Genomic DNA, 22,772 nt, shown 5'->3' with positions numbered 1-22,772 from the left:
TCATCTTTGGCCCATGGCCTCCTCGACCAGATCGGCGGCTTCCATCAACAGCGATTCATTGGCGCCGCCATTCACCGATTCCTTGCCGATCTCCAGCATGATCGGCACCGCCAGCGGCGAAATCTGGTCGAGATGCTTATGCATGATTCGACCACGCACACGCGAGAGCATCTCGGCAAGTCTGCTGACATCGAGCAATCCGGACGAGGCGTCGGTGCGCGTCGCCTGCAGCAATATGTGGTCCGGCTCGTGGCTGCGCAGCACATCGTAGATCAGGTCGGCCGACACCGTCACCTGCCGACCACTCTTCTCCTGGCCGGGAAAGCGTTTCTCGATCAAACCGGCAATGACCGCGCAATTGCGGAAGGTGCGTTTCAGCATCCAGCTGTCGTTCAGCCAGGCTTCGAGATCGTCGCCCAGCATGTCCTCGTCAAACAGAGCCGCCAGCGAGGGCTTCTTCGCCTTGAACAGTGCAGCCATGTCGTCCAGCGCCCAGACGGCCAGCGAATAGTCGGTGGCGACGAAGCCGAGCGGGCGGGCGTTGGCCCGCTCCAGCCGCCGTGTCAGAAGCATGCCTAGCGTCTGGTGCGCCAGCCGGCCTTCGAAGGGATAGGCGACCATGTAGTGCCGGTTGCCGCGCGGGAAGGTCTCGACCAGCAGGTCGCCGCGTTTGGGCAGCACCGACTTTTCCTTCTGCAGGCGCAGCCAGTCTGCAACCTGTTCGGGCAAAGCCTGCCAACGGTCGCTGTCGGCCAGCATGCCGCGCACCTGGTCGGCCAGATAAGTCGACAGCGGAAACTTGCCGCCGGCATAGGACGGCACGATGATGTTGGCACTGGTGCCGTTGGAGACGACGCATTCGTTCTCGCGGATGCCTTCGAAGTGCAGCACCTTGCCGGCGAACAGGAAATTGTCGCCGGGCCGAAGCGTCTCGGCAAAATACTCCTCGATCTTGCCGAGCACCGGCCCACCGCGCCCGGCCATACCCCGCCCCTGCCTGACATAGCGCACGTTGAGCTCCGGCATCTCGACGATGGTGCCGACGTTCAGCCGGTATTGCTGGGCGATGCGCGGATTGGAGACGCGCCACAAGCCATCCTTGGTCTGGCGAATGCGGGCGTAGCGCTCGTAGTTCTTCAGCGCGTAGCCGCCGGTGGCGACAAAATCGACGACACGGTCGAACGTCTCGCGCTCCAACCCGGCATAGGGCGCAGCACTGCGCACCTCTTCGAACAAAAGATCGGCATTGAAGGGCGCGCCGCAGGCGACGCCCAGCACGTGCTGCGACAGCACGTCGAGCGCACCATTGATCAGCGGTGGCGTGTCCTGCGCGCCAAGATAATTGGCGTCGAGTGCTGCCCGGCATTCCAGCACCTCGAAGCGGTTGGCCGGGATCAGGATCGCCTTCGACGGCTCGTCCATGCGGTGGTTGGCGCGGCCGATGCGCTGCGCCAGCCGGCTGGCGCCCTTGGGCGCACCAACATGCACGACCAGGTCGACATCGCCCCAGTCAATGCCGAGATCGAGCGTCGACGTGGCGACAATGGCGCGCAGCGCGTTGTCGCCCATCGCCTTTTCGACGCGCCGGCGCTGGCCGACATCGAGCGAACCGTGATGCAAGGCGATCGGCAGCGAGTCCTCGTTGGACCGCCACAGCTCCTGGAACAGCAGCTCGGCCTGGCTGCGGGTGTTGACGAACAAAAGCGTCGTGCGATGGCGCTTGATCGCCTCATAGATTTCGGGAATGGCGTAGCGGGCCGAATGGCCGGACCACGGCACGCGCTCCTGCGAATCGAGGATGGAGATGTCGGGCTTGGCGCCGCCTGTCACGGTGATCAGCCCGGCCATGGCGCCTGCTGGATTCTGGCTGACGAGCCAGCGGCGCAATTGATCCGGCTCGGCCACCGTCGCCGACAATCCGATGGTCTGCAGGCCGGGAACAATGCTGCGCAGCCGCGCCAGCCCGAGCGCCAGCAGGTGCCCGCGCTTCGAGATCACCAGTGAATGCAGTTCATCGAGCACGACGTAGCGCAGGTCTTCGAAGAAGCGCCTGGCATCGGGTGCCGCGATCAGCAGCGCCAGTTGCTCGGGCGTGGTCAACAGGATGTCGGGCGGCACCAGTTTCTGCCGCTGGCGCTTGTGCGAGGGCGTGTCGCCGGTACGTGTCTCGATGGTGACAGGCAGGCCGATCTCTTCCACCGGCTTGCCGAGATTGCGCTCAATGTCGACGGCCAGTGCTTTCAGCGGCGAGATGTAGAGCGTGTGAATGCCACGATGCGCCTGCCCCGGTTTTCGCCTGGGGCGATTGGCCAGCTCGGTCAGCGAGGGCATGAAGCCGGCCAGCGTCTTGCCGGCGCCGGTCGGCGCGATAAGCAACACCGATTGGCCAGCTTGCGCCCTTGCCAGCAATTCGACCTGATGGGCGCGCGGCGACCAGCCCTTTTCCCCGAACCATCTGATGAACGGCTCGGGCAGGGCCACGGCGGCATTCTGTTCGGCAAGGCGCGGCTGCTCTGTCACCCGCAAGACGTAGCGCGACGGCGTGCAATCGCCAAGCAGAATCGGAACAAAAGGTGATCGGAGAGCACCCCTCGCCCCGTTTACGGGGGAGGATGCCGGCAGGCAGGTGAGGGGCAGCGCGAACTTTTGAATCGTTAGCGCCGCCCCTCATCCGCCCTTCGGGCGTTCGTCGTTCGAAAAGCCAAGCAATTGGCTTCTAGCCCGCTGCGCGAACCACTCCTCACCTCCCCGTAAACGGGGCGAAGGAAGAGGCGCTACGGCCTGCGAAACCCGGTCGGGGCACCATAGAGATAGCCGATGCGGGCGATCGCCTCTTTCAGCCCTTCGCGCGACACCAGCATGGTGTGGCCGTTGGCGTGGATCATCGTCTCGGCGTCGGTCATGACAGCGACGTGACCTTTCCAGAACACCAGGTCGCCGCGCTGCAGACCGGCAAAATCCGGGCCGGGATCGAGCGGCTGGCCGAGGTTTGCTGCCTGCATATCGGAATCGCGCAGCACGTTTCTGCCGGCCATGCGCATCGCCAGCTGGACGAGACCGGAACAGTCGATGCCGAAGCCTGAGGTGCCGCCCCAGAGATAGGGTGTGCCGAGAAACATCTCGGCAATGGCGACATAGTCGGCGGCGGCTTCACCGACAGGCTGCAGATGGCCTGCGATCAACGCCTCGCCGGAAGATAGGACGGCATAGTGTGTGCCGCGTGTTTCTGCAGCACCGGTCACGGTCACCGTCGATCCCATCGACAGTTGTCCGCTCAGCGGAAACCGCAGATCCGGACCGGGATAGAGGAAGGTGCGCGGTACCGAAACAATGTGGGTCGGCGCATGGTCGCGCCCGCCCAGTATGGTATCTGCGATATAGCCGACATAGCCGTCGCGCTCGGCCTGGATCCAGGCCCAGCCCTCGGCGACATCGAAAACGAGGACGTCGTCGCCTAACAGAAGTTGCGTGTTGACGCCGGCATCGGGGCGCGGCGCCTTGCGGACATCGGCCACGGAGGCGGCAATGCGCGCCGGCCGGCCGGCGACAAAACGGTCCGCGGTGACCTCGCCCTTCAGCCGTGCATCGGCGAGATCGGAACGGAAGGCGTGAAGGCGGGCATCCCTGGCGGTCAAATCGGCAACTCTGTCAGATTGGGTCGGTCAGATAGGCAGTTCGTGGGCTCGGGCGATGATACCATCGCCGAAGCGCTCGACAAAGAGCGCGCCCTCGACGGTGCGCTTGACCAGCACGTTGCGCTTGTCGAGTTCGTCGCGGTGGCGCGACACCAGCTTTAGCGCGCCCAACGTATCGAGCGCGCGGGTGATGACCGGCTTGGTGACGTTGAGCCGGGCGGCGAGCCCGCGCACCGTATGCGGCGGCGGGTCGAGATAGATGGTGAACAGGATGGCCGTCTGGCGCATGGTGAGGTCAGGCGCGTCGTCGCGCACCTGCGACAGCATCACCTGCTGCCACAGTCGCAAGGCCTGGCTCGGGCGCATGGAAATCGACATCCGTCCAGCATGACGGCAAATTGTTTCGGTTCCGTTTCAGTCGCAGGCTCTTCTTGTTGAACCATGATCTTGTCCGAAAACCGGCTCCCACTTTTCGGGATCATGGTTAGCCAAAGCGTTTCGAGACAATCCGCTCCAGCGCGCGGATGGCTTGCGCCTCGCCACCTGCCGGACCATACGGGCGATCGGACGGGTTCCAGGCGAAGATGTCGAAATGCGCCCAGGCCGTGGTCCTTTCGACGAAACGCTTGAGGAAAAGTGCCGCCGTTATCGAGCCGGCAAAACCGTCCGTGGTGACATTGTTGATGTCGGCGATCTTCGACGACAGTTTTGCGTCATAGGGCCGCCACAGCGGCATGCGCCACAGCGGATCCTCGACCGCGACCGAAGCCGCCGCCAGGTCCGAAGCCAGCTTCTCGTCATCGGTGTAGAAGGGCGGCAGGTCGGGTCCGAGCGCGACACGGGCTGCCCCGGTCAGCGTCGCCATGTCGATGAGCAGCTGCGGCTCATCGTCGTCGGCCAGCGCCAGGGCATCCGCCAGCACCAGCCGCCCCTCGGCGTCCGTGTTGCCGATCTCGACGGTGATGCCCTTGCGGCTGGTCAGCACATCGCCGGGCCGAAAAGCGTTGCCGGCAATCGAATTCTCGACCGCGGGGATGAGCACGCGCAGCCGGACCTTCAGCCCGGCAGCCATGATCATGGAAGCGAGGCCAAGGACGTTGGCGGCGCCGCCCATATCCTTCTTCATCAACAGCATGCCCGATGACGGCTTGATGTCGAGGCCGCCAGTGTCGAAGCAGACGCCCTTGCCGACCAGCGTCAGCTTCGGCGCGTTGTTCGGTCCCCATGTCATGTCGATCAGGCGTGGCGCACCGGTCGAGGCGCGGCCGACCGCATGGATCATCGGAAAATTCTGCTTGAGCAATTCGTCGCCCGTGATCACCTGAACGTCGGCCTTGTGCGTCGCGGCCAGGCTTCGCACCGCCTTCTCCAGCTCGTCCGGCCCCATGTCGCTGGTCGGCGTGTTGACCAGATCGCGGGTCAGGAAAACACCCTCGGCGGTGCGGCGAACACGCGCCGCATCGACACCGGAGGGCAGCGCGAAGCGCAGCGCCTTGCCTGGCTTCTTGCCGTAGCGGGTAAAGACATAGCCGCCGAGCACCAGCGCGATGGCGGTAAGTTCCGGCTCAGCCGGGGCGGTGGCAAAATACCAGTCGCCTTCCGGCAGGGCTCGTGCCAGCGCGCCGACGGCAAGCGCGCCCTCGTCATCGCCGACACCGAACAGTGCACCAGCAACAGCGCCGTTTTCACCAGGCATGACAAGCGTCCTGCCGGCCTCGCCGGAAAAGCCGTTGGCGCCGGCCCAGGCGATCGCGGACGGCGCTAGGCCCGCCGCATCCAGGCCGCCCTTGGCGACCAGATGGATCGGCAATGCGGCCTTCGGTTTCGTTTCGACGAGTTCGACAGGCATTCGATGTTCTCCGCGCGCGGCTTTTCGAGTCGGCGTTTCTTAACCGTCCGTTAGGGTTAACAGAATATTTCTGCGGGAGGGAAGATGGTCAGGCAATGGCCACGCATATGAATGGAGACCCAGGTGCCCATGCCGATCAACCGCACAACGAACGCCACGGGAAAACGGCTGATCACCACGGCATTCATGATGGCACTTGCGGCCGGCATCGCCGGGTGCGGCACCAGCAAGTTCACGACCGGCTCCATCGGACGCACCAGCGGCAAGCCGCTGGAAACCATGTCGGCGGGCGAACTGCACACCGCCACGACCGCGCTCGGCGAATCATATGCCCGAAACCCCGACGACAAGCGCATAGCGACAAATTATGCGGCGGCATTGCAGATGGACGGCGACGCCGACCAGTCACTCGCCGTGATGCGCAAGCTGGCGATCGCGCTGCCGAAAGATCGCAGCGTGCTTGCCGCCTATGGCAAGGCGCTCGCCGCCAACGGCCAGTTCGAGCAGGCGCTCGACGCCGTGCGCCGCGCGCAGACGCCGGAATATCCGGACTGGCGGCTGGTGTCGGCGGAAGCCGCCATTCTCGACCAGCTCGGCCAGAAAGACGAAGCGCGCCAGGATTACCGCAAGGCGCTCGACCTCAAGCCGAACGAACCCTCGATCCTTTCCAATCTCGGCATGTCCTACGTGCTGGAGGGCGACCTTCGCACGGCCGAGACCTATATGCGCTCGGCCGCCCAGCAGCCGAACGCCGACAGCCGCGTGCGCCAGAACCTGGCGCTGGTCGTTGGCCTGCAGGGCCGCTTCGACGAGGCCGAGAAGATCGCTTCGCAGGAGCTGTCGCCCGATCAGGCGCAAGCCAACGTCGCCTACCTTCGCCAGATGCTCGCCCAGCAGAATGCCTGGAGCCAGCTGAAAGACCAGGACAAGACAAAACCGGCGACCAACTGAGCGGACGACGTTCGCAGCAGCCGGCCAACCGCGCCGACAATCAACGCTGAAATGCAAAAAGCCGCGCGGCATCCAGCAGCGCGGCTTTATGTTGATTTCATTGCTTCGTAGATTTCGATGACACCTACTCGCTGGACTTGTGCTGGTCGCCGAAGATGCCACGCTGGCTTACCTGCATGCCGGCGGGTCCCAGAATGATGGCGAAAAGCACCGGCAGGAAGAACAGGATCATCGGCACGGTCAGCTTCGGCGGCAGGGCCGCGGCCTTCTTCTCGGCCGCGTTCATGCGCATGTCGCGGCTTTCGGCGGCAAGCACGCGCAGCGCGTGCGCCACCGGCGTGCCGTAGCGCTCGGCCTGGACCAGCGCCTGGGTCACCGACTTCACCGATTCCAGACCGGCGCGGTTTGCCAGGTTTTCGTAGGCCTGCTTGCGTTCCTGCAGATAGGAGAGCTCGGCGTTGGTGAGGATGAATTCTTCCGCCAGCGCCACCGACTGGGCGCCGATCTCGTCGGCAACCTTGTGAAGCGCCGCCTCCACCGACATGCCTGATTCAACGCAGATCAGCATCAGGTCGAGCGCGTCCGGCCACGCCATCTGGATCGACTGCTTGCGCTTGGCAGCGCGATTGTTGACGTAAAGGATCGGCGCATAGAAGCCGCCATAGGCGACGAGAATGCAGACGAACACTTTCACGAAAGCCGGCCGATCCGGCAGCCCGCCAAGCACGAACAGGTAGACGGCAGCCAGACCGAAGCCGACAAAGGGCAGGATCAGGCGGAAGAAAAGGAAGCGCGTCAGCGGGTTCTGTCCGCGAAAGCCCGCCACCTTGAGCTTCTGCAGCGTCCCCTCGTCAGCCAGGGCGCGCCTCAGATCCAGCCGGTCGACGATGTTGCGCATGCCGATCGATTGCTCCTCGCGCAAACCCTTGCGGCGGCGATCGGCTTCGTTGGCAAGCCGCGCGCGTTGTTTTGCACGCAATTCATCGCGCTCGAGCGCCACCGATTTCATGCGCGCCTTGAGCTGATTGCCGCTAAGGGCGGGCAGCAGCGTGAAGACGGTCGCAAACACCGCGATGCCGACCAGCAAGGCGATCAGGAAGGCGGGGTCGGTAAGGGATTTGACGACTTGGTCGGTCATTGGCGCGAAATCCTAGACTTCGAAGTTCATCATCTTGCGCATCACCAGGATGCCAATCGACATCCAGACTCCGGCGCAGCCGAGGATCAGATTGCCGGTGCTGGTGGTAAACAGTGGCATGATGTAGTTCGGGCTCGACAGGTAGACGAGAAGCGCGACGACGAAGGGCAGCGCGCCGATGATGACGGCGGAGGCCTTTGCTTCCATCGACAACGCCTGAACCTTGGCCTTCATCTTCTTGCGGTCGCGCAGCACGCGCGAAAGATTGCCCAGCGCCTCGGAGAGATTGCCGCCGGCCTGAGACTGGATCTGGATGACGATGCCGAAGAAACTTGCCTCGGTGCACGGCATCGTTTCGGCCATGCGCAAGGTGGCATCGGGGATCGACAGGCCCATTTGCTGGGAATCGACGATACGACGGAACTCGGTCCTGACCGGCTCGGGAGATTCGTTGGCGATCAGGCGAACGGCGTCGTTCAGCGGCAGGCCGGATTTGACCGCACGCACGATGATGTCGAGGGCGTTCGGAAATTCGTTGAGAAAAGCCTTGACCCGGCGCGCGCGGCGAAACGAAACGAACCAGCGCGGCAGGCCGAGCGCTCCGGCCAGCAACGCACCTGGCAAGGTCAGCATCGGCGCACCGGCGTAATAGGCAAGAGCCGTGAGCACGATGCCGCAGACAGCGGAGTAGATGTAAAAGCGCTCCATGGAAACCTGCATGCCGGCCTGACGGATCTGGGCCTTCAGCGGCGGTTTCTTGACGATACGGTCCTTGGATTTCTGCTTTTGGTCGAGATTCTTCAGCGAATCCTGAACGGTTTTCTTCCGCTTGACCGCTTCGGCGGCACGATCGCGCGAAGCCTTGACGACGGAACGATCGGTCTCGGCGGTCTTGATCGTCTCAAGCCGCTTGCCGACCTGCTTCTCATTGCTGATGCGGGTGAACAGGAAAGCATAGGCGACCGCGCCGGCGCTGAAGCCGGCGAGCACGATGAATGCCAGTACGGTGCCGTCAATTCCGAACATTGATCAGAGCCCCCACGCCTCCAGTTGCATCAGTCAGCGCGCTTCTCCATGGACTCGAGCGCAGCGGCGAGGCGCTGTTCCTCGCCATAGTAGCGCGCGCGATCCCAGAAATGCGGGCGGCCGATGCCGGTCGATACATGCTCGCCCAGCAGCCTGCCATTCGCGTCTTCGCCCTTGATGTTATAGAGCACGATATCCTGCGTGATGATGACGTCGCCTTCCATGCCGATCACCTCGGTGATGTGGGTGATGCGGCGCGACCCGTCGCGAAGGCGTGCTGCCTGGATGATGACGTCGATGGAACCGACGACGATCTCGCGCACGGTCTTTTGCGGCAGCGAGAAGCCGCCCATGGCGATCATCGATTCGATACGGTTCAGGCATTCGCGCGGGCTGTTCGAGTGGATCGTTCCCATCGAGCCGTCGTGACCGGTGTTCATCGCCTGCAGAAGGTCGAAGACTTCCGGTCCGCGCACTTCGCCGACGATGATGCGCTCGGGCCGCATGCGCAGACAGTTCTTGACCAGGTCGCGCATGGTCACCTCGCCCTCGCCCTCGAGGTTGGGCGGGCGGGTTTCGAGACGAACGACATGCGGCTGCTGCAATTGCAACTCGGCCGAGTCTTCGCAGGTGATGACGCGTTCCTCGCGGTCGATATAGTTGGTCAGGCAGTTGAGCAGCGTCGTTTTGCCCGAGCCGGTACCGCCCGAGATGACGATGTTGCAGCGGACACGGCCGATGATCTTGAGAATCTCGGCGCCTGCCGGCGAGATGGCGCCGAACTTGACCAGCTGGTCGAGCGTCAGCTTGTCCTTCTTGAACTTGCGGATGGTGAGCGCGGTGCCGTCGATGGAGAGCGGCGGCGCGATGACGTTGACGCGGGAACCATCGGGAAGGCGCGCATCGCAGATCGGACTCGATTCATCGACGCGGCGGCCAACCTGGCTGACGATGCGCTGACAGATGTTGAGAAGTTGCTGATTGTCGCGGAAGCGGATGCCGGTCTGTTCGACCTTGCCGTTGACTTCGATGTAGACGTTCTTGGAGCCGTTGACCATGATGTCGGCGATGTCGTCGCGGGCAAGCAATGGCTCCAACGGCCCATAGCCAAGCACGTCGTTGCAGATGTCCTCGAGCAGTTCTTCCTGCTCGGCGATCGACATCGCGAAATTCTTGATCGCAATGATGTCGTTGACGATGTCGCGGATTTCCTCGCGCGCGCTCTCAGGGTCGAGCTTGGCAAGCTGCGACAGATCGATGGTGTCGATGAGCGCGGAAAAAACCTGGCTCTTGGTGTCGTAGTAGGTTTCGCTTTTTTCGCGCTGGACCCTTTTCGGCTCCGGCGCCAGCGGCGGCGCCTCGACCGCGCGGCGCGCCGGCGGCGCGGCAGCCTGGGGCGTTGCCGCAGGCCGGGCCAGAACCGCCGTTTCCGCAGTTGCAGCCGCCGGTGCTGCAGGGGCAGGTGCCGGTGCTGGCTGGCGGAACTCCGGGGCGAACCGGTTGCCGTCGTCAGAGCCTCTTTTACCAAACATGATCGACTACCAATTCCGCTTAAGGAGCGTCACTTCTTGTTGCGCGAGAGTTTGCCGAGGAGACTACCGAGGCCGGCTTTCTTCTTCGCCTTGATTTCGCTGCGCCCGGTCAGCACATGCGCGATTTCGTTGATCATGCCGACGACCGGACTCTTGGCGTCCATCTCGCCCAGCATGCGCCCGTTGTTGGCCGCGTTGCCGAACAGCAGTGGATCAAAAGCGATGACCGACATCGGCGAGATGCCAAGCGGTTCGGCGAAATCGGCCGATGCAATCTCGGGCCGCTTCGGCACGCCTGCCTGGTTGATGATCAGCTTGGGCGGCGCGTCGTTCGGGCGAAGCCGTTTCAGCATGTCGACCATGTTCTTGGTGTTACGCAGATTGGCCAGCTCCGGGGTTGCCGTGATGACGATCTCGTCGGCCTTGATCAGGGTGTTCTTGGTCCAGCCGGTCCAGACGTGAGGGACATCGAGCACCAGCAGCGGCACACTGCGCTGGGCCACGTCGATGAGCTGGGCGAAGGCGTCGGGATCAAAATCGTAGACCCGTTCCAGCGTGGAGGGTGCTGCAAGCAGCGACAGATGTTCGGAGCACTGCGCGAGCAGCCGGTCGAGATAGACTTCATCGACGCGTTCGGGCGAAAACACCGCCTCGGCGATGCCTTGTGCCGGATCCTGATCGAAATTGATGTTGGCCGTGCCGAAAGCCAGGTCGAGATCGGCGACGACCACTTCGGACTTGAACAGCGACGACATCGCCCAGGCCACATTATGGGCAATGGTCGACGAGCCGACGCCGCCCTTGGCCCCGACGAATGCGATCGAGCGGCCGATCGGCTCGGCTTCCGGATCGACGAAGATCGATGAGACCACGCTGACGATGTCGGCCATCGACACCGGTGCGATGACATATTCGGAAATGCCGGAGCGGATAAGTTCGCGATAAAGGCCGATATCATTATAGTGGCCGATCACCACAACCTTCGATGTCGGATCGCAATATTCGGAGAGCTGGGCGAGCTGCTCCAGCAATTGTTTGGGCTCGCTGCGCGATTCCAGAAGGATCAGGTTCGGCGTCGGCGCAGAGTGGTAGAACTCGACCGCAGTGGCGACGCCGCCCATATGGACCTTTAGATGCGCCTTCGCCATGCGGCGATCCTCGCCGGCGCGTTCGATGGGATTGGCGACACCCTCGGTCTCGCAAAAAGCCTGGATCGAGATGCGCGGGATCGGCCGCAGCGCCTGCATCGCGGCGATGTCCTGTTGCGACGTGTCGCCGCTGTCGGATGGGGTCTCGTAGGCCAGATTGCTCATGTCCGCGTGCTCCAGACTGCGATCGATCAATAGTCGACTTCTGTTGTGGGGACCGGTGAGAAGAATGGGGCCTTTCGATATCCGTCGATGACGATCCCACGCCTCTCAGCGTCGATGGGCGTCTGCTTGCGCGGCCCAAGCAGGTCGGCCGGATTGGCCATCTGGGCGGCGAGGTTGTTCTGATACGAGCAGCCGTAATCGGCATAGTGCTTGTTTTCCGACGACTGCAGCATGTCCTCGGGCCAGCGCCCGCATTTGTCGGTCTGGGCTTTCGTCGAGATATAGGCGACACGGACCGGGGCCGAGGCTTCGACGGAAGCGGACTGATAAGTGGTCATGACGATCCGGTTGCGGTTGATGCCGCTGGCGACCGCCAGCCTGGCGAAGTCGCGTCCAGCCGCCGTCGCCGCGATCTCGTTGGCAGAGCCAACCGGAACTGCGATCGTCAGCGATGGGGCGGCGCTCTTGTCGTAGCCGTCCAGGAAACCCAGAAGCGTGGCGCGCTGGAAGCCGGTCATGCCGCGATCGCCGGCGCCGACCGGAAGGTCGATCTTCTCGTTCTTCTCCGCGATGACGATCGGGTGCGTGGTGCGATAGTCGTCCGGAATTGCACCAACCGTGATGCTGTCGCGTCTGAGATTGGCGCAACCGGCAAGCGACGCCGCGACCGCGATCGCCAGGATCGGGATAGCCGACCGGCAGATGCGCTCGCGGCTGGATCGTACCGTGGCGGCGATCGTCGTTGCCTTTGATGCTGACTGAGACATGTCCGCTTCCCCGCTTACTTGTAGATGAAGCCGACAACGCCGTGATAACGGCCGTTGGGCTTGTCGGTCTGCATGGTGCCGTAGACGCGATTGACGCGGCCGAGGAACATGCCGGCGCCATCACTCGGCGCATTGAAATTATCGTCCGGCTTGGCCAGATCGTTGCGGGCCACCGGTCGCGCCAGATAGGGCGTGATGATGACGACGAGTTCGCTTTCGTTGCGTATGAAATCCTTGCTGCGGAAGAGTGTGCCAAGCACCGGTATCTTGCCGAGGCCCGGTAGTCCCGATACAGCCTGACGAACGTCGTCACGGACCAATCCGGCAATCATCATCGAACCGCCGGAGGGTAACTCGACCGTCGTGTCGGCAAGTCTCTTGCGGATCGAAAGCAGGCTGGTTCCGGGCAAGCCCCCGCTGGCTTCAAGCGTGGAGGCGCCTTCGGTGGTCGGCTCCGAGACCGACGTCCTGACCTTGAGACTGATGCGGCCAGCCGACAACACCACGGGCTGAAACTCGAGGCCAATGCCATATTCGATTTTCGTGTTCGTGTATGTGACAGGTCCCGTGCCTGTACGTTGGGTGATGAGGTTGTACTGGCCGCCTGCCTTGAACGTTGCCTTCTCGCCCGAGACCGCCGTAAGTGTCGGTTCCGCCAGCGTCTTCATGACGCCGCTTTGTTCCATTGCATTGATGTAGGCTTGAAGCCCGTTGCCGCCGGCACTGCCCAACGCCATGTTGGAAAGCTGCGAAATCGGTTTGCCCAGCCCGAAAGGCGGCGAACTTATCGCGCCGGCGCTGATGCCGTTGATGCTGCCGTTGCCGATCAGATTGACGCCGAGCTGCTTCATGACCGAGCGGCTGACTTCGGCGACCGTAACTTTCAGCGTCACCTGATCGTCGCCGATGATCTGCAGCAGGTTGACGATCTTGCTGACACGACGCTCGGCATCCGGATTGTTGATGTCGACGCCGCCATTGGCCGAACCACCGGCCGCCGTCTGTGAATACTGTCCGGTGGTCGCCTCGCCGCCGGATACGAAGATGGTCGCGAGATCGACGGCGCGCTTGGCGTCCAGCGGCGTGTCGACGGTTCCGGTCAGAACGACGTTGTCGTTCAGCAACTCGACCTTGATCTGCGCCGTCGGAAGGAAACGCCTGAGGTAGTCTTCCAGGCCGGCGACGTCGCGTTCGACGGCCAGATCCAGGCTGACGATCTGTTCGCCATTGGGGCCAAAGACGAAGATGTTGGTCTCGCCAACGGACTTGCCGAACAGATAGATGCGCCTTGCTGTGCGGGTCACCGCATCGGCGACCGCCGGATTGGCAACCAGGATGTCATAGGCATCACTCGGCAGGTCGATGACCACCGACTTGTTGAGGCCAAGCTTGACACGCTGGGTGGCGGTCGAAGCCGATACCTGGGCATTCTTGCCGGCGGCCTTCGCCTCGACGAGGCCATGCGCATTGGTTCCGATGAGAAACAGGCCGATTGCCGCTGCCATCATGACCGGCAGTTTACTGTTTAGCCTCATTTCCTTGCCCCCACTTCGGAAACTTCGCCCGACTTGATCAACCGCACCGTTCCGCGCCGTCCATTGCCGGAAACGAGGTAGTCGGCCTCATCCGAGATCTTTTCCTGGTTGTCCGTGATCGACCGCAGCGCCAGGGTCAGGCGATCTGCCATCTGCTGGGCGACGGTGATGATCTCCGCCTGCTGCGGCGTCAGCTCCAGCGTGGCGGTCTGGCCGACCCTGGTCTTCTTGCCTTCCTCGTCCTCCTGGATGGTCTGATCGATCGCCAGGACGCGGATGTTCTTGAGGATGGTCTCGGTCGTAAACCCACTGCCGCCGCTAACATCGGACCTGCGGGTCATAATGACGTCGACAAAATCGTTGGGAAGAATGAAGCCGCCTGCCGAAGTGTCGGCCGAGATCGCCGTAGCGACGGCACGCATGCCGCTGGGCAGGATCGACGACATGAAGCTTTGCCCCTCGCCGATCAGCTTGGAGCGCCGCAGCGGTTCGCCAGTGTACATCGCCACGCGGGCGACGGAGCTTTTCAGCTTCTCCAGCGCCTCGGGCTCGGCAGCGCGGGTGATGAAGTTTGCATTGATGCCGTTGGCCGGCCAGGACTCCCAGTCGATGTTGTTCTCAAGCTGGCTGCCCATCGCAACGTCGCCGGAAAGGACGAGCACATCCTGCAACGCGATCGCCGGCGCCTGGGGGGCGCCGACAATGACCTGAGGCGGCGGAGCCGCCACCATGTTTTTCGCAACATATCCTGCGCCACCTGCCGCGGCCACCGCCACGCTCAGAATGATCAGTCGGGATGCTGGCATCTGTCCGAACCCTCGCCTTTTTGGCAAACCACCTGGCCAGGCCGGACTTTGCAGCCGCAATCGTCAAAACAAGGTTAATGCAGTGCTTACGATCGTGATTAATTTAAGGTTTACATAAATTAGACGGAACCGGTTCCCACAAACGGAAAGGGCGGCCAGGCCGCCCCTCTCCAAGCCAATATTTCAAGCCTCACCAGGTCGGGAAAATTACGCGGCCAACCTTGCCAGCGCCCACACCATCAATGGCGAATCGGGATAGGCAATCAGCCCGCCTATGCCGAGCGCGATGCCATAAGGGACGCCGCCCGCGTCGTCGGCGAAGTGGCGCAGGAACGCATTGTGGCTGGTATAGGTCGCCAGCGGCGATTTCCGATAGACGAGGATGGCGAGCGTCAGCAGGCCGCCTATGAAGGTCGAAAAGACGAGGTATTCGACAAGGTGGATGTTGAGTCCCATCCAAACGGCAGTGGCCGCCAGCAGCTTGGCGTCGCCGCCGCCCATGCCGCCGAGCGCAAACAGACCGAATGTCACTGCCAGCACCAGACCACCGGCGGCGAAATGCCAGCCATAGGTTGCCCAGTCCATACCCGTCAGTGGCGCAACCAGGGCAAAAACGGCCAAAAGCAGGACCGGCACGCGATTGGCGATCGTCATCGACAGCGTGTCGGAGATCGCGGCAAAAAGCATGCAAAACGGAAAGACAACGAAAATCAGAGCTTCAAGCATGGGCGCGGCGCCTATGGTGAAATTGTACCTGGCCTCAGTCTAGGCAGGCTCGATTAACGATTGATGATGCCAAGAATTCAAAGTGGTTCATAACACGGAATAAGGGCCGCCAATGAGGCGGCCCTTATTATGAAATAACGACCAGATATGGTTAGTTAGAGTTATTCACCGCCGAAGCGATGGCCGTGAACTTGTTGTTCAGGGCGTTGCCGAGCGAGCCAGCGCCGACCATGATGGCGAGCGCGATGAGAGCGGCGATCAGACCGTATTCGATGGCGGTCGCGCCGGATTCGTCCTTCACAAAACGTGCGATGAGATTAGACATTAGAGAGCTCCTACTCCACGTGGTTACAGCACTTCCGTCAACTTCTGTGGTGGTTGATCGGATGCTGCCAATCTAGGGAGAAGCTCTTTCGATCGGCTTAAGAAACAGGATTACCGATTCCTTTCCGGTATCCAACAGCTTGCGTGGTTAACCGTGAGCTAAATATCGAATGATGGTCTGAGCGCAGGAAAAAGGGCGCGAAAGGCGCGACTGCGCGGTTGTCGGAAAGCTGCCTGCTTTATTAAATGCGAACAGGTCGATGCAGGCGCCACCGCGCCGGTCGTCGACTTAACCGTTGGTTCACCAATCTCGTTCATATTCCATTGAACAGTTTGCTGCCGTGGGAGCGCCTCAATGACCGGGTCGAGATCGTTGTTTCTGATTGCCGCGCTTCTCGTTGCGCCGGTTTTCATCGTGCCCGCCAAGGCTGGAGCCGGCATTGAAGTCACCATGAACCAGGCGAAGATCGTCAAATTGACGCGCGCCGCCGACACGATCGTTGTCGGCAATCCGGCAATCGCCGACGCCGCCGTACAGGATGCATCGACGATCGTGTTGACCGGCAAGGGATTCGGCGTCACCAACCTGGTTGTTCTCGACCAGGACGGCAGCCCGATCATCGACGAGCAGGTCACCGTGGTGCGGCAGGCCGCGTCATCGGTGCGTATCTACAGACGTGCCCAGATACAAACAATGTCCTGCACGCCCTACTGCGAGAGCTCTTTCAAGAGTGACGCCGAGAAAAACTCCGAAGCCGAGATGAGCGCCGGCCAGTAGGCGATCAGGGCCATCTGCTCTTCCCGGCAACCGCCTCTCTTGCTGAACATGCCGCTGCGGTTAGCGGGCGGTTAACGCCATCTCGCAGAATTTAGCGGTCATCCAAACCGGACCTCAATGGGTTTTCGCTAGTGTTCCGGCCGATACCGCATCAGGATTGGCAGGGACGGGAATGAGCTGGGACCCAAAACCCAAAATCGGCAAGGGCAAGGCAGGGCGGACGCGCTTCCCCCGGCGCTTCCTTGGTGATCGACGCGGCAGCACGGCAGTCGAATTTGCGATGCTTGCTTTGCCGTTTGCGCTTCTCGTCTTCGCCATCCTTGAGAGCTGCATCTCATTTGGCGGGCAAGAAGTGATGACCAACATCACCGACGATATCGCCCGTCAACTGCGTACTGGCCAGCTAAGACAGGTCGACGTGGCGGGAAACAAGCTGAAGGACATGATCTGCGCCAGACTGGAGATTATTGTTGCCAAGAATTGCCCCGGTTTGCTGGTGGATCTGCGGGCGTTCCCGACTTTTGACGACGCGGCCAAGGCTGGCTTCAAGATTTCAGGCGCGGACATTGTACTGACCGGCACGACGGACACGACTTTTCAGGTCCAGACAGGCTTGGCGGAATCGAAGAACATGCTGCGGGTTTTTTACAAATGGCCGGTCATGACAGATTTCATGGCCAGTTCGATGGCCAATATACAAGGCGGAAAAACGCTGCATTTCGCATCGGTGACCTGGCAAAACGAGCCGTTCAACAACTGAAACCTGCGCTGCTGCGTCAGCAAAAGAGGGTAGAAGCATGTATCGTGCGGGGGCGCATTCGCGGATTTCACTCATATGGAAGAGAGCGATGCGGTTTTTTCCCGATCGCCGCGGTGTCGCGGCCGTCGAGTTTGCCCTGATCGTGCCACTTCTGTTTGTCATGTATTTCGTGACCATGGAGGCCTCGCAGGGTTTCGAAACCAGCAAGAAGGTCAGCCGCATCAGTTCCATGGTGGGTGACCTCGTTGCGCAGCAGACGTCGGTCGTCAAGGCAGATCTCACCGCCATCATGAAGATCGGCAATTCCACGCTTCGGCCCTACAATCGCTCAGTCCCCGATATCTTCATCACTGCAATACAGATCTCCACCGATCCGACGCCGAAGGTGCAGGTGGCGTGGTCGTGGAAAGTGGTCAATGGCACCTACAGCGTCGACGCCGCCAAGGACAGCACCACGACCGTTCCGTCGACGGTCAAGATCGCTGGAACCTTCCTTATTCGCGTTCAAACCACTCTCGCATACAAGCCGATGGTCACCTGGTCGCAAGACAGCGAAAAACGGGTTGGATTGACCTCGGCCTTCGACAACATAAAGATGAGTGAAACCTTTTATTTCAGCCCCCGCCGAGCCCTGACGATCCCATGCAGCGACTGCTGAAACAATTTCGATCGCACGGCTTGCTTCAAACGCGCGACGCGCTCTTTCGAAATGACGAGCCCTGAAGCGGACCTTCGGCTCGGGGTCAATGGCCTACTGACCGTCGTTTGACACCAGGTGCACGATGGCTGCGGCCATCGCATAATCCTGCAGACCGGCGACGATGAACCCTCCGGAATGTTTCGTTTCCAGGAGATCGTAGATATCCGGCGACAGCGATTTGAGATTGATGAGGAAGACGGTGAGCCGACGCTTGGCCTCGGGGTCAAGGTCGCTGCGGACGGCATGGGGGCCGTATCGCAACAAGCCGGACGTCCATATGACCTGCAGCGCTGCCTGTGAAATCCCCGCCGCCTCCAGTCTCGTCATGGTGCCATCCGGGTCAGCCGGCTGGCTGCCGGGTATGGTCGGCTGGCCGACCGCCGTGGCGGTCTCCCAGCCAAACAGGGCATCGGCCTGGCCGTCGACCAGCATCGCTTCGGCAGCAGCAGCCGAATCAGCATGGGTCAGAAACGGCGCATCTTCGGTGATCCCGACACCTTCGGCCGTCAGCCCGGCAAGCGGCAAAAGGGAACCGCCAATGCTGTCCGCGGGCGCCATGGCGATCCGGTGATCCTTCATCGCGGCCAGATCGGCAACCTTGCCGTCCCGCGTCAGCAGGACGGAGCGGATACCGATGGCGCCGTCGGCATCGACCGGTGCGACGAGCGGTTCGACGCAGCCGCAGCGCTGCGAGGCGGTGGCGTAGGCGGTCGCCGAATAGACGGCGTATTCGATACGGGCATTGGCCTGTGCCTCGATCAGCGCAGCATAGTCACGGGCAACGACGAATTCGACCTTCATGCCAAGCGCCTTGGTATAGGCGTCCGTCAACAGCGCCAGACCCGGAACGGTGTTGCTGGCACCGGGTTCGGCGACGATGCCGATGCGGAACGTGCCGATGTCATCGCGCCAGTCGGCACGTGCGGCATTCGGCCAGGCGGCGCCGAGCAGCGCCAGGACGGCCGCGAACGCCTTCCCGGCAGGCTTCTTGCTGAAATCCGCCGCCCGTCTCATCGATCCATGCCCATGCCGCCGTTTGGCCACGTCCCGACTATCGTGCCAAGCCGTTGCCGTTTGGTTTCCGAATTGCCAATGGCGGTGCGGAACCCTATGTCTGGGCCGACAGACAGGCAACGATGAATCCTCCAATGGCGCGCGCTTTCCTCTTCGTTCTCGATTCTTTCGGTATCGGCGGCGCGGCCGATGCCGAAGCCTATGGCGACGCCGGCTCCAACACATTCGGACATATCGCCGAAGCCTGCGCGCAAGGCGGTGGCGACCGCGAGGGCCTGCGCAGCGGCCCGCTCTTCGTGCCCAACATGCTCTCACTCGGTCTTGGCCATGCGGCCGAAACCGCGACCGGCTTCAAGTTCGACAGCAAAGGCAAGGCCCGCCTTGCCTCCGCCTTCCATGGCGCGGCGCAAGAGGTCTCGAGCGGCAAGGACACACCATCGGGTCACTGGGAGATCGCCGCCTTGCCGGTGCGCTTCGCCTGGGGCTACTTCCCGGACACCGTGCCGGCCTTTCCAGCCGAACTGACAGCGGCGATCATCCGGGAAGGCAAGGTGCCGGGCATTCTCGGCAATTGCCATGCGGCGGGCACCGAGGTCATCCAGCGGTTCGGCGAGGAGCATATCCGCACCGGCAAGCCGATCTGCTACACCTCGGTCGACTCCGTCCTGCAGATCGCCGCGCATGAAGTGCATTTCGGCCTCGAGCGGCTCTACGAATTCTGTCAGGTGGTGCGTCGGCTGGTTGATCCGTTGAAAATCGGCCGGGTGATCGCACGACCATTCCTGGGCGAAACCGTCGCCGCCTTCGAGCGGACGTACAACCGCCACGACTATGCCGTGCCGCCGCCGGAGCCGACGCTGCTCGACCGGCTGACCGCGCGCGGCAGCCGGGTCATCGCGGTCGGCAAGATCGGCGACATCTTTGCCCATCGCGGAATCTCGGAAGTGCGCAAGGCTCCGGGCAACATGGCGATGTTCGACGAGGCGCTGGGCGCGATGGACGCCGCTGGCGACGGCGATCTGGTGTTTGCCAATTTCGTCGATTTCGACACCGAGTTCGGCCATCGGCGCGACGTTGCCGGCTATGCTGCGGCGCTCGAAGCCTTCGACCGGCGCCTGCCTGAAGCGCTGGCAAAACTGCGCCACGGCGACCTTCTCATCCTGACCGCCGACCATGGCAACGATCCGACCTGGCGTGGCACCGACCACACGCGCGAGCGCATTCCGGTGATCGGCACCGGGCCGGGGCTCAAAGGCGGCGACATTGGACTCAGGACCACCTTCGCCGATATCGGTGAAACCGTGGCCGAACATCTCGGGCTGGCGCGCGGCCGCCACGGCGCTTCCTTCCACGCGACGATCGGCGGCCATGCCTGAGTTGCCGGAGGTCGAAACGGTCCGGCGCGGCCTGCAACCGGTTCTGGAAGGTGCCCGCATCATCAGCGTCGAGGCACGCCGCCCCGACCTGCGCTTTCCGTTTCCCGCAAAGTTTTCCGAACGGCTGACCGGCAAGACCATTACGGCGCTCGGCCGCCGGGCCAAATATCTTGTCGTGCATGTCGAAGGCGGCCCGGTGCTGATCTGCCATCTCGGCATGTCGGGCTCGTTCCGCATCGAAACGTCCGATGGCAGCGAGATACCAGGAGAGTTCCACCACGAGCGCTCGAAGAGCACGGCGCATGATCATGTCGTGTTCCATGTCGCCTCTCCCGAAGGTGCCCAATCCCGCGTGATCTTCAACGACCCGCGTCGCTTTGGTTTCATGCTGTTTGCGGAAGGCGAGCCCGATAGCCATCCGATGCTGAATGGACTGGGCGTCGAGCCGACCGGCAACATACTGGACGGCGCCCTGCTCGCCTCACTGCTGAAGGGCCGAAGATCGCCGCTGAAGGCCGCTCTCCTCGACCAGCGGCTTATCGCCGGGCTCGGCAATATCTATGTGTCGGAGGCGCTGTGGCGCGCCGGTCTGTCGCCATTGCGCGAGGCAGGCACAATGGCGAAGCCCGGCAAGAAAGCCAAAGCGCAGAGCGAGCGCCTGGCCGATGCGATCCGCTCGGTTATCGCCGATGCGATTGCCGCCGGTGGATCGTCGCTGCGCGACTATGTGCACACGGACGGGTCGCTGGGCTATTTCCAGCATTCCTTCGCGGTCTACGACCGCGAAGGCGAGCCCTGCCCCACACCCGGCTGCAGTGGCCACATAGAGCGCATCGTGCAGAGCGGGCGCTCGACTTTCTTTTGCCGGACCTGTCAGGTGTGAACCAAAGAGGAGACCCAGTCATGGCCTATGAAACGATCATCGTGGAAACACGCGGCAAGGTCGGGCTGATCACGCTGAACCGGCCGAAGGCGCTCAACGCGCTGAATTCGCAGGTTCTGGCGGAATTGGTTGCGGCCGTGAACGCCTTCGGCGCAGACCCCGCTATCGGCGCCATGGTCATCACCGGTTCCGAAAAAGCCTTTGCCGCGGGCGCCGACATCAAGGAAATGCAGGCAATTTCCTATGTCGATGCCTATGTGCAGGACTTCTTCGTCGGCTGGGAAGAGTTCACACGGGCGCGAAAGCCTATTATCGCGGCGGTCGCCGGCTATGCGCTGGGCGGCGGCTGCGAACTGGCGATGATGTGCGATTTCATCATCGCTGCCGATACCGCCAAGTTCGGCCAGCCCGAGATAACGCTCGGCGTCATGCCCGGCATGGGCGGATCGCAACGGCTCACCCGCTTCGTCGGCAAGTCCAAGGCCATGGATATGTGCCTGACCGGACGGATGATGGATGCCGCGGAAGCCGAGCGTTGTGGCCTGGTGTCGCGGGTCGTGCCGGCCGGCGACCTTGTCGAGGAAGCGCTGAAGGCAGCCGCCAAAATCGCCGATTTTTCGCTGCCGTCGGTGATGATGACAAAAGAAGCCGTCAACCGCGCCTTTGAAACGACCCTTGCCGAGGGGCTGCGGTTCGAACGCCGTCTGTTTCACTCGCTGTTTGCGCTGGACGACCAGAAAGAAGGCATGGCGGCCTTTGCCGAGAAGCGGAAGCCGAATTTTACCAACCGCTGATGCATGTCGCCCAAAAGTGGTCCCGGTTTTGGGAGAACGACATGCATAAGAACAAAGACCTAAAGCGCGTCGCCTGAATCCGTTCAAACGCGACGCGCTTTAGGATCACCAAAAAGAAGGCCAGGCGGCGTTGACGCGCCGGAAAAGCTGAACTATAAGCCGCACCAACCGAGGCGGCCCTGGCTGCCCGTTTGTTTTTTGCGCCCTGCGGCATCCCGCATGCGCCCACCAGATCAGAAGAGAGGCATCATGGCCAATACCTCCTCGGCCAAAAAGGCAACGCGCAAGATCGTCCGTCGCGCGGCGATCAACAAGAACCGCCGCTCGCGCGTGCGGACCTATGTCCGCCAGGTCGAAGAGGCGCTCGCCGCCGGCGACAAGGTTGCCGCGCTGGCCGCCTTCAAGACCGCCGAGCCGGAATTGATGCGCGCCGCCACCAAGGGCGTGATCCACAAGAACACGGCGTCCCGCAAGGTGTCGCGCCTGGCTCACCGGCTCAAAGTCCTGTCGGCCTGATATAGCTTTCCTGAACTTGCGTTCTTCGAACCCGGCGGATCACGCCGGGTTTTTTCGTTTGCCGGCAAGTACTTAAAAAAGAACGCCCGCAAAACGAACTCGACTTGGATTTCAAAGCTCGGAATGCTTTGCCGGCACATACATGTCCGCGAGCGCTCCGATCCGCCGAAACTGGCGTTGCCAATAAATTTGGCTGTCACAAATTACCTTTGTTTTTCAGTTACTTGCCAGCGGTCATCCACAGCTTGTTCACATCGACCGAGGGCGATCGGGTACAAGTTGCTGTCAAGCGAAATATTTCAGAAAATTTCGCGCCGTGTGGCCTTTTTCACATTCGCCGGAAAAGGGT

22 protein-coding genes are annotated in these 22,772 nt (G+C 62.1%); 8 read left to right on the top strand and 14 right to left on the bottom strand.

The window, feature by feature from the left end; translation table 11 throughout:
- The 4 genes from AC1DX6_RS05030 to AC1DX6_RS05015 form a co-directional block, all read right to left on the bottom strand.
- Nucleotides 1–2,520 carry a ligase-associated DNA damage response DEXH box helicase gene (locus AC1DX6_RS05030; protein WP_477311616.1) on the bottom strand — a complete coding sequence of 840 codons (2,520 nt, stop codon included), beginning with the start codon at nucleotides 2,518–2,520 and terminating at the stop codon, nucleotides 1–3.
- Nucleotides 2,521–2,774: 254 nt separating this feature from the next.
- Complete coding sequence (locus AC1DX6_RS05025; protein ID WP_477311615.1) at nucleotides 2,775–3,635, bottom strand: C40 family peptidase; 861 nt, start codon at nucleotides 3,633–3,635, stop codon at nucleotides 2,775–2,777.
- A gap of 27 nt (nucleotides 3,636–3,662) precedes the next feature.
- On the bottom strand, nucleotides 3,663–4,013 hold the full coding sequence (locus tag AC1DX6_RS05020; RefSeq protein ID WP_477311614.1) for a MarR family winged helix-turn-helix transcriptional regulator: 351 nt from the start codon (nucleotides 4,011–4,013) through the stop codon (nucleotides 3,663–3,665).
- A gap of 106 nt (nucleotides 4,014–4,119) precedes the next feature.
- Entirely contained in the window at nucleotides 4,120–5,484 is a 1,365-nt protein-coding gene (locus tag AC1DX6_RS05015) for a leucyl aminopeptidase family protein (RefSeq protein ID WP_477311613.1), read from the bottom strand.
- 129 nt (nucleotides 5,485–5,613) lie between these two features.
- On the opposite strand from AC1DX6_RS05015, the gene AC1DX6_RS05010 reads away from it, so the two are divergent.
- Nucleotides 5,614–6,435 carry a tetratricopeptide repeat protein gene (locus AC1DX6_RS05010; RefSeq protein WP_477311904.1) on the top strand — a complete coding sequence of 274 codons (822 nt, stop codon included), beginning with the start codon at nucleotides 5,614–5,616 and terminating at the stop codon, nucleotides 6,433–6,435.
- Between the two features lie 124 nt (nucleotides 6,436–6,559).
- Here the strand turns inward: AC1DX6_RS05010 and AC1DX6_RS05005 are convergent, their stop codons facing one another.
- The 9 genes from AC1DX6_RS05005 to AC1DX6_RS04965 form a co-directional block, all read right to left on the bottom strand.
- Nucleotides 6,560–7,573, bottom strand: coding sequence for a type II secretion system F family protein (locus AC1DX6_RS05005; RefSeq protein ID WP_477311612.1), 1,014 nt, complete (start codon nucleotides 7,571–7,573; stop codon nucleotides 6,560–6,562).
- Nucleotides 7,574–7,585: 12 nt separating this feature from the next.
- Nucleotides 7,586–8,599, bottom strand: coding sequence for a type II secretion system F family protein (locus tag AC1DX6_RS05000; RefSeq protein WP_477311611.1), 1,014 nt, complete (start codon nucleotides 8,597–8,599; stop codon nucleotides 7,586–7,588).
- A 29-nt stretch (nucleotides 8,600–8,628) separates the two neighbouring features.
- Nucleotides 8,629–10,131, bottom strand: coding sequence for a CpaF family protein (locus tag AC1DX6_RS04995; protein ID WP_477311610.1), 1,503 nt, complete (start codon nucleotides 10,129–10,131; stop codon nucleotides 8,629–8,631).
- A gap of 29 nt (nucleotides 10,132–10,160) precedes the next feature.
- Nucleotides 10,161–11,444 (bottom strand): CpaE/TadZ family protein, encoded by a 1,284-nt coding sequence (locus AC1DX6_RS04990; RefSeq protein WP_477311609.1) that lies wholly within the window; start codon nucleotides 11,442–11,444, stop codon nucleotides 10,161–10,163.
- 26 nt (nucleotides 11,445–11,470) lie between these two features.
- Complete coding sequence (locus tag AC1DX6_RS04985) at nucleotides 11,471–12,211, bottom strand: CpaD family pilus assembly protein (RefSeq protein WP_477311608.1); 741 nt, start codon at nucleotides 12,209–12,211, stop codon at nucleotides 11,471–11,473.
- Nucleotides 12,212–12,225: 14 nt separating this feature from the next.
- Nucleotides 12,226–13,746 carry a type II and III secretion system protein family protein gene (locus tag AC1DX6_RS04980; RefSeq protein ID WP_477311607.1) on the bottom strand — a complete coding sequence of 507 codons (1,521 nt, stop codon included), beginning with the start codon at nucleotides 13,744–13,746 and terminating at the stop codon, nucleotides 12,226–12,228.
- The gene (cpaB, locus tag AC1DX6_RS04975; RefSeq protein ID WP_477311606.1) at nucleotides 13,743–14,552 is read right to left on the bottom strand and encodes a Flp pilus assembly protein CpaB; all 810 of its coding nucleotides are present in this window, start codon (nucleotides 14,550–14,552) and stop codon (nucleotides 13,743–13,745) included. The genes AC1DX6_RS04980 and cpaB overlap by 4 nt, the downstream gene beginning before the upstream one ends.
- Nucleotides 14,553–14,759: 207 nt before the next feature.
- A complete protein-coding gene (locus AC1DX6_RS04970) occupies nucleotides 14,760–15,278 on the bottom strand; it encodes an A24 family peptidase (protein WP_477311605.1) in 519 nt (172 codons plus the stop codon).
- Between the two features lie 151 nt (nucleotides 15,279–15,429).
- Complete coding sequence (locus tag AC1DX6_RS04965; RefSeq protein WP_477241671.1) at nucleotides 15,430–15,603, bottom strand: Flp family type IVb pilin; 174 nt, start codon at nucleotides 15,601–15,603, stop codon at nucleotides 15,430–15,432.
- 354 nt (nucleotides 15,604–15,957) lie between these two features.
- On the opposite strand from AC1DX6_RS04965, the gene AC1DX6_RS04960 reads away from it, so the two are divergent.
- The 3 genes from AC1DX6_RS04960 (at nucleotide 15,958) to AC1DX6_RS04950 (ending at nucleotide 17,798) form a co-directional block, all read left to right on the top strand.
- A complete protein-coding gene (locus tag AC1DX6_RS04960; protein ID WP_477311604.1) occupies nucleotides 15,958–16,380 on the top strand; it encodes a pilus assembly protein N-terminal domain-containing protein in 423 nt (140 codons plus the stop codon).
- A gap of 172 nt (nucleotides 16,381–16,552) precedes the next feature.
- Entirely contained in the window at nucleotides 16,553–17,140 is a 588-nt protein-coding gene (locus AC1DX6_RS04955) for a TadE/TadG family type IV pilus assembly protein (RefSeq protein WP_477311603.1), read from the top strand.
- A 37-nt stretch (nucleotides 17,141–17,177) separates the two neighbouring features.
- Nucleotides 17,178–17,798, top strand: a complete 621-nt coding sequence (locus AC1DX6_RS04950; RefSeq protein ID WP_477311602.1) for a TadE/TadG family type IV pilus assembly protein — start codon at nucleotides 17,178–17,180, stop codon at nucleotides 17,796–17,798.
- A gap of 93 nt (nucleotides 17,799–17,891) precedes the next feature.
- On the opposite strand, the gene AC1DX6_RS04945 is transcribed toward AC1DX6_RS04950, so the two are convergent.
- Entirely contained in the window at nucleotides 17,892–18,854 is a 963-nt protein-coding gene (locus tag AC1DX6_RS04945; protein WP_477311601.1) for a phosphate/phosphite/phosphonate ABC transporter substrate-binding protein, read from the bottom strand.
- A gap of 134 nt (nucleotides 18,855–18,988) precedes the next feature.
- Between AC1DX6_RS04945 and AC1DX6_RS04940 the strand changes: the two genes are divergently transcribed.
- The 4 genes from AC1DX6_RS04940 (at nucleotide 18,989) to rpsT (ending at nucleotide 22,423) form a co-directional block, all read left to right on the top strand.
- Nucleotides 18,989–20,230, top strand: a complete 1,242-nt coding sequence (locus AC1DX6_RS04940; protein ID WP_477311600.1) for a phosphopentomutase — start codon at nucleotides 18,989–18,991, stop codon at nucleotides 20,228–20,230.
- A complete protein-coding gene (gene mutM / locus AC1DX6_RS04935) occupies nucleotides 20,223–21,113 on the top strand; it encodes a bifunctional DNA-formamidopyrimidine glycosylase/DNA-(apurinic or apyrimidinic site) lyase (RefSeq protein WP_477311599.1) in 891 nt (296 codons plus the stop codon). Before AC1DX6_RS04940 ends, mutM begins: the two co-directional genes overlap by 8 nt.
- 20 nt (nucleotides 21,114–21,133) lie before the next feature.
- On the top strand, nucleotides 21,134–21,907 hold the full coding sequence (locus tag AC1DX6_RS04930; RefSeq protein ID WP_477311598.1) for an enoyl-CoA hydratase: 774 nt from the start codon (nucleotides 21,134–21,136) through the stop codon (nucleotides 21,905–21,907).
- Nucleotides 21,908–22,156: 249 nt separating this feature from the next.
- Nucleotides 22,157–22,423 carry a 30S ribosomal protein S20 gene (rpsT, locus tag AC1DX6_RS04925; protein WP_477241655.1) on the top strand — a complete coding sequence of 89 codons (267 nt, stop codon included), beginning with the start codon at nucleotides 22,157–22,159 and terminating at the stop codon, nucleotides 22,421–22,423.
- The last annotated feature ends 349 nt before the right edge of the window (nucleotides 22,424–22,772 follow it).

The sequence above is a fragment of the Mesorhizobium sp. P2_C4 genome (assembly GCF_056404575.1).
The sequence above is the reverse complement of the archived record's forward strand: the minus strand, read 5'-3'. Positions and strand labels throughout refer to the sequence as shown.

Coding starts and splice junctions, on each gene's coding strand:
- AC1DX6_RS04980 (WP_477311607.1), bottom strand. CDS start 13,746: ATGAGGCTAAACAGTAAACTGCCGGTCATGATGGCAGCGGCAATCGGC.
- AC1DX6_RS04970 (WP_477311605.1), bottom strand. CDS start 15,278: ATGCTTGAAGCTCTGATTTTCGTTGTCTTTCCGTTTTGCATGCTTTTT.
- AC1DX6_RS05015 (WP_477311613.1), bottom strand. CDS start 5,484: ATGCCTGTCGAACTCGTCGAAACGAAACCGAAGGCCGCATTGCCGATC.
- mutM (WP_477311599.1), top strand. CDS start 20,223: ATGCCTGAGTTGCCGGAGGTCGAAACGGTCCGGCGCGGCCTGCAACCG.
- AC1DX6_RS04985 (WP_477311608.1), bottom strand. CDS start 12,211: ATGTCTCAGTCAGCATCAAAGGCAACGACGATCGCCGCCACGGTACGA.
- AC1DX6_RS04995 (WP_477311610.1), bottom strand. CDS start 10,131: ATGTTTGGTAAAAGAGGCTCTGACGACGGCAACCGGTTCGCCCCGGAG.
- AC1DX6_RS05020 (WP_477311614.1), bottom strand. CDS start 4,013: ATGTCGATTTCCATGCGCCCGAGCCAGGCCTTGCGACTGTGGCAGCAG.
- AC1DX6_RS04990 (WP_477311609.1), bottom strand. CDS start 11,444: ATGAGCAATCTGGCCTACGAGACCCCATCCGACAGCGGCGACACGTCG.
- cpaB (WP_477311606.1), bottom strand. CDS start 14,552: ATGCCAGCATCCCGACTGATCATTCTGAGCGTGGCGGTGGCCGCGGCA.
- AC1DX6_RS05000 (WP_477311611.1), bottom strand. CDS start 8,599: ATGTTCGGAATTGACGGCACCGTACTGGCATTCATCGTGCTCGCCGGC.
- AC1DX6_RS05005 (WP_477311612.1), bottom strand. CDS start 7,573: ATGACCGACCAAGTCGTCAAATCCCTTACCGACCCCGCCTTCCTGATC.
- AC1DX6_RS04940 (WP_477311600.1), top strand. CDS start 18,989: ATGGCGCGCGCTTTCCTCTTCGTTCTCGATTCTTTCGGTATCGGCGGC.
- AC1DX6_RS04945 (WP_477311601.1), bottom strand. CDS start 18,854: ATGAGACGGGCGGCGGATTTCAGCAAGAAGCCTGCCGGGAAGGCGTTC.
- AC1DX6_RS04930 (WP_477311598.1), top strand. CDS start 21,134: ATGGCCTATGAAACGATCATCGTGGAAACACGCGGCAAGGTCGGGCTG.
- AC1DX6_RS05010 (WP_477311904.1), top strand. CDS start 5,614: ATGCCGATCAACCGCACAACGAACGCCACGGGAAAACGGCTGATCACC.
- rpsT (WP_477241655.1), top strand. CDS start 22,157: ATGGCCAATACCTCCTCGGCCAAAAAGGCAACGCGCAAGATCGTCCGT.
- AC1DX6_RS04960 (WP_477311604.1), top strand. CDS start 15,958: ATGACCGGGTCGAGATCGTTGTTTCTGATTGCCGCGCTTCTCGTTGCG.
- AC1DX6_RS04965 (WP_477241671.1), bottom strand. CDS start 15,603: ATGTCTAATCTCATCGCACGTTTTGTGAAGGACGAATCCGGCGCGACC.
- AC1DX6_RS04950 (WP_477311602.1), top strand. CDS start 17,178: ATGTATCGTGCGGGGGCGCATTCGCGGATTTCACTCATATGGAAGAGA.
- AC1DX6_RS04955 (WP_477311603.1), top strand. CDS start 16,553: ATGAGCTGGGACCCAAAACCCAAAATCGGCAAGGGCAAGGCAGGGCGG.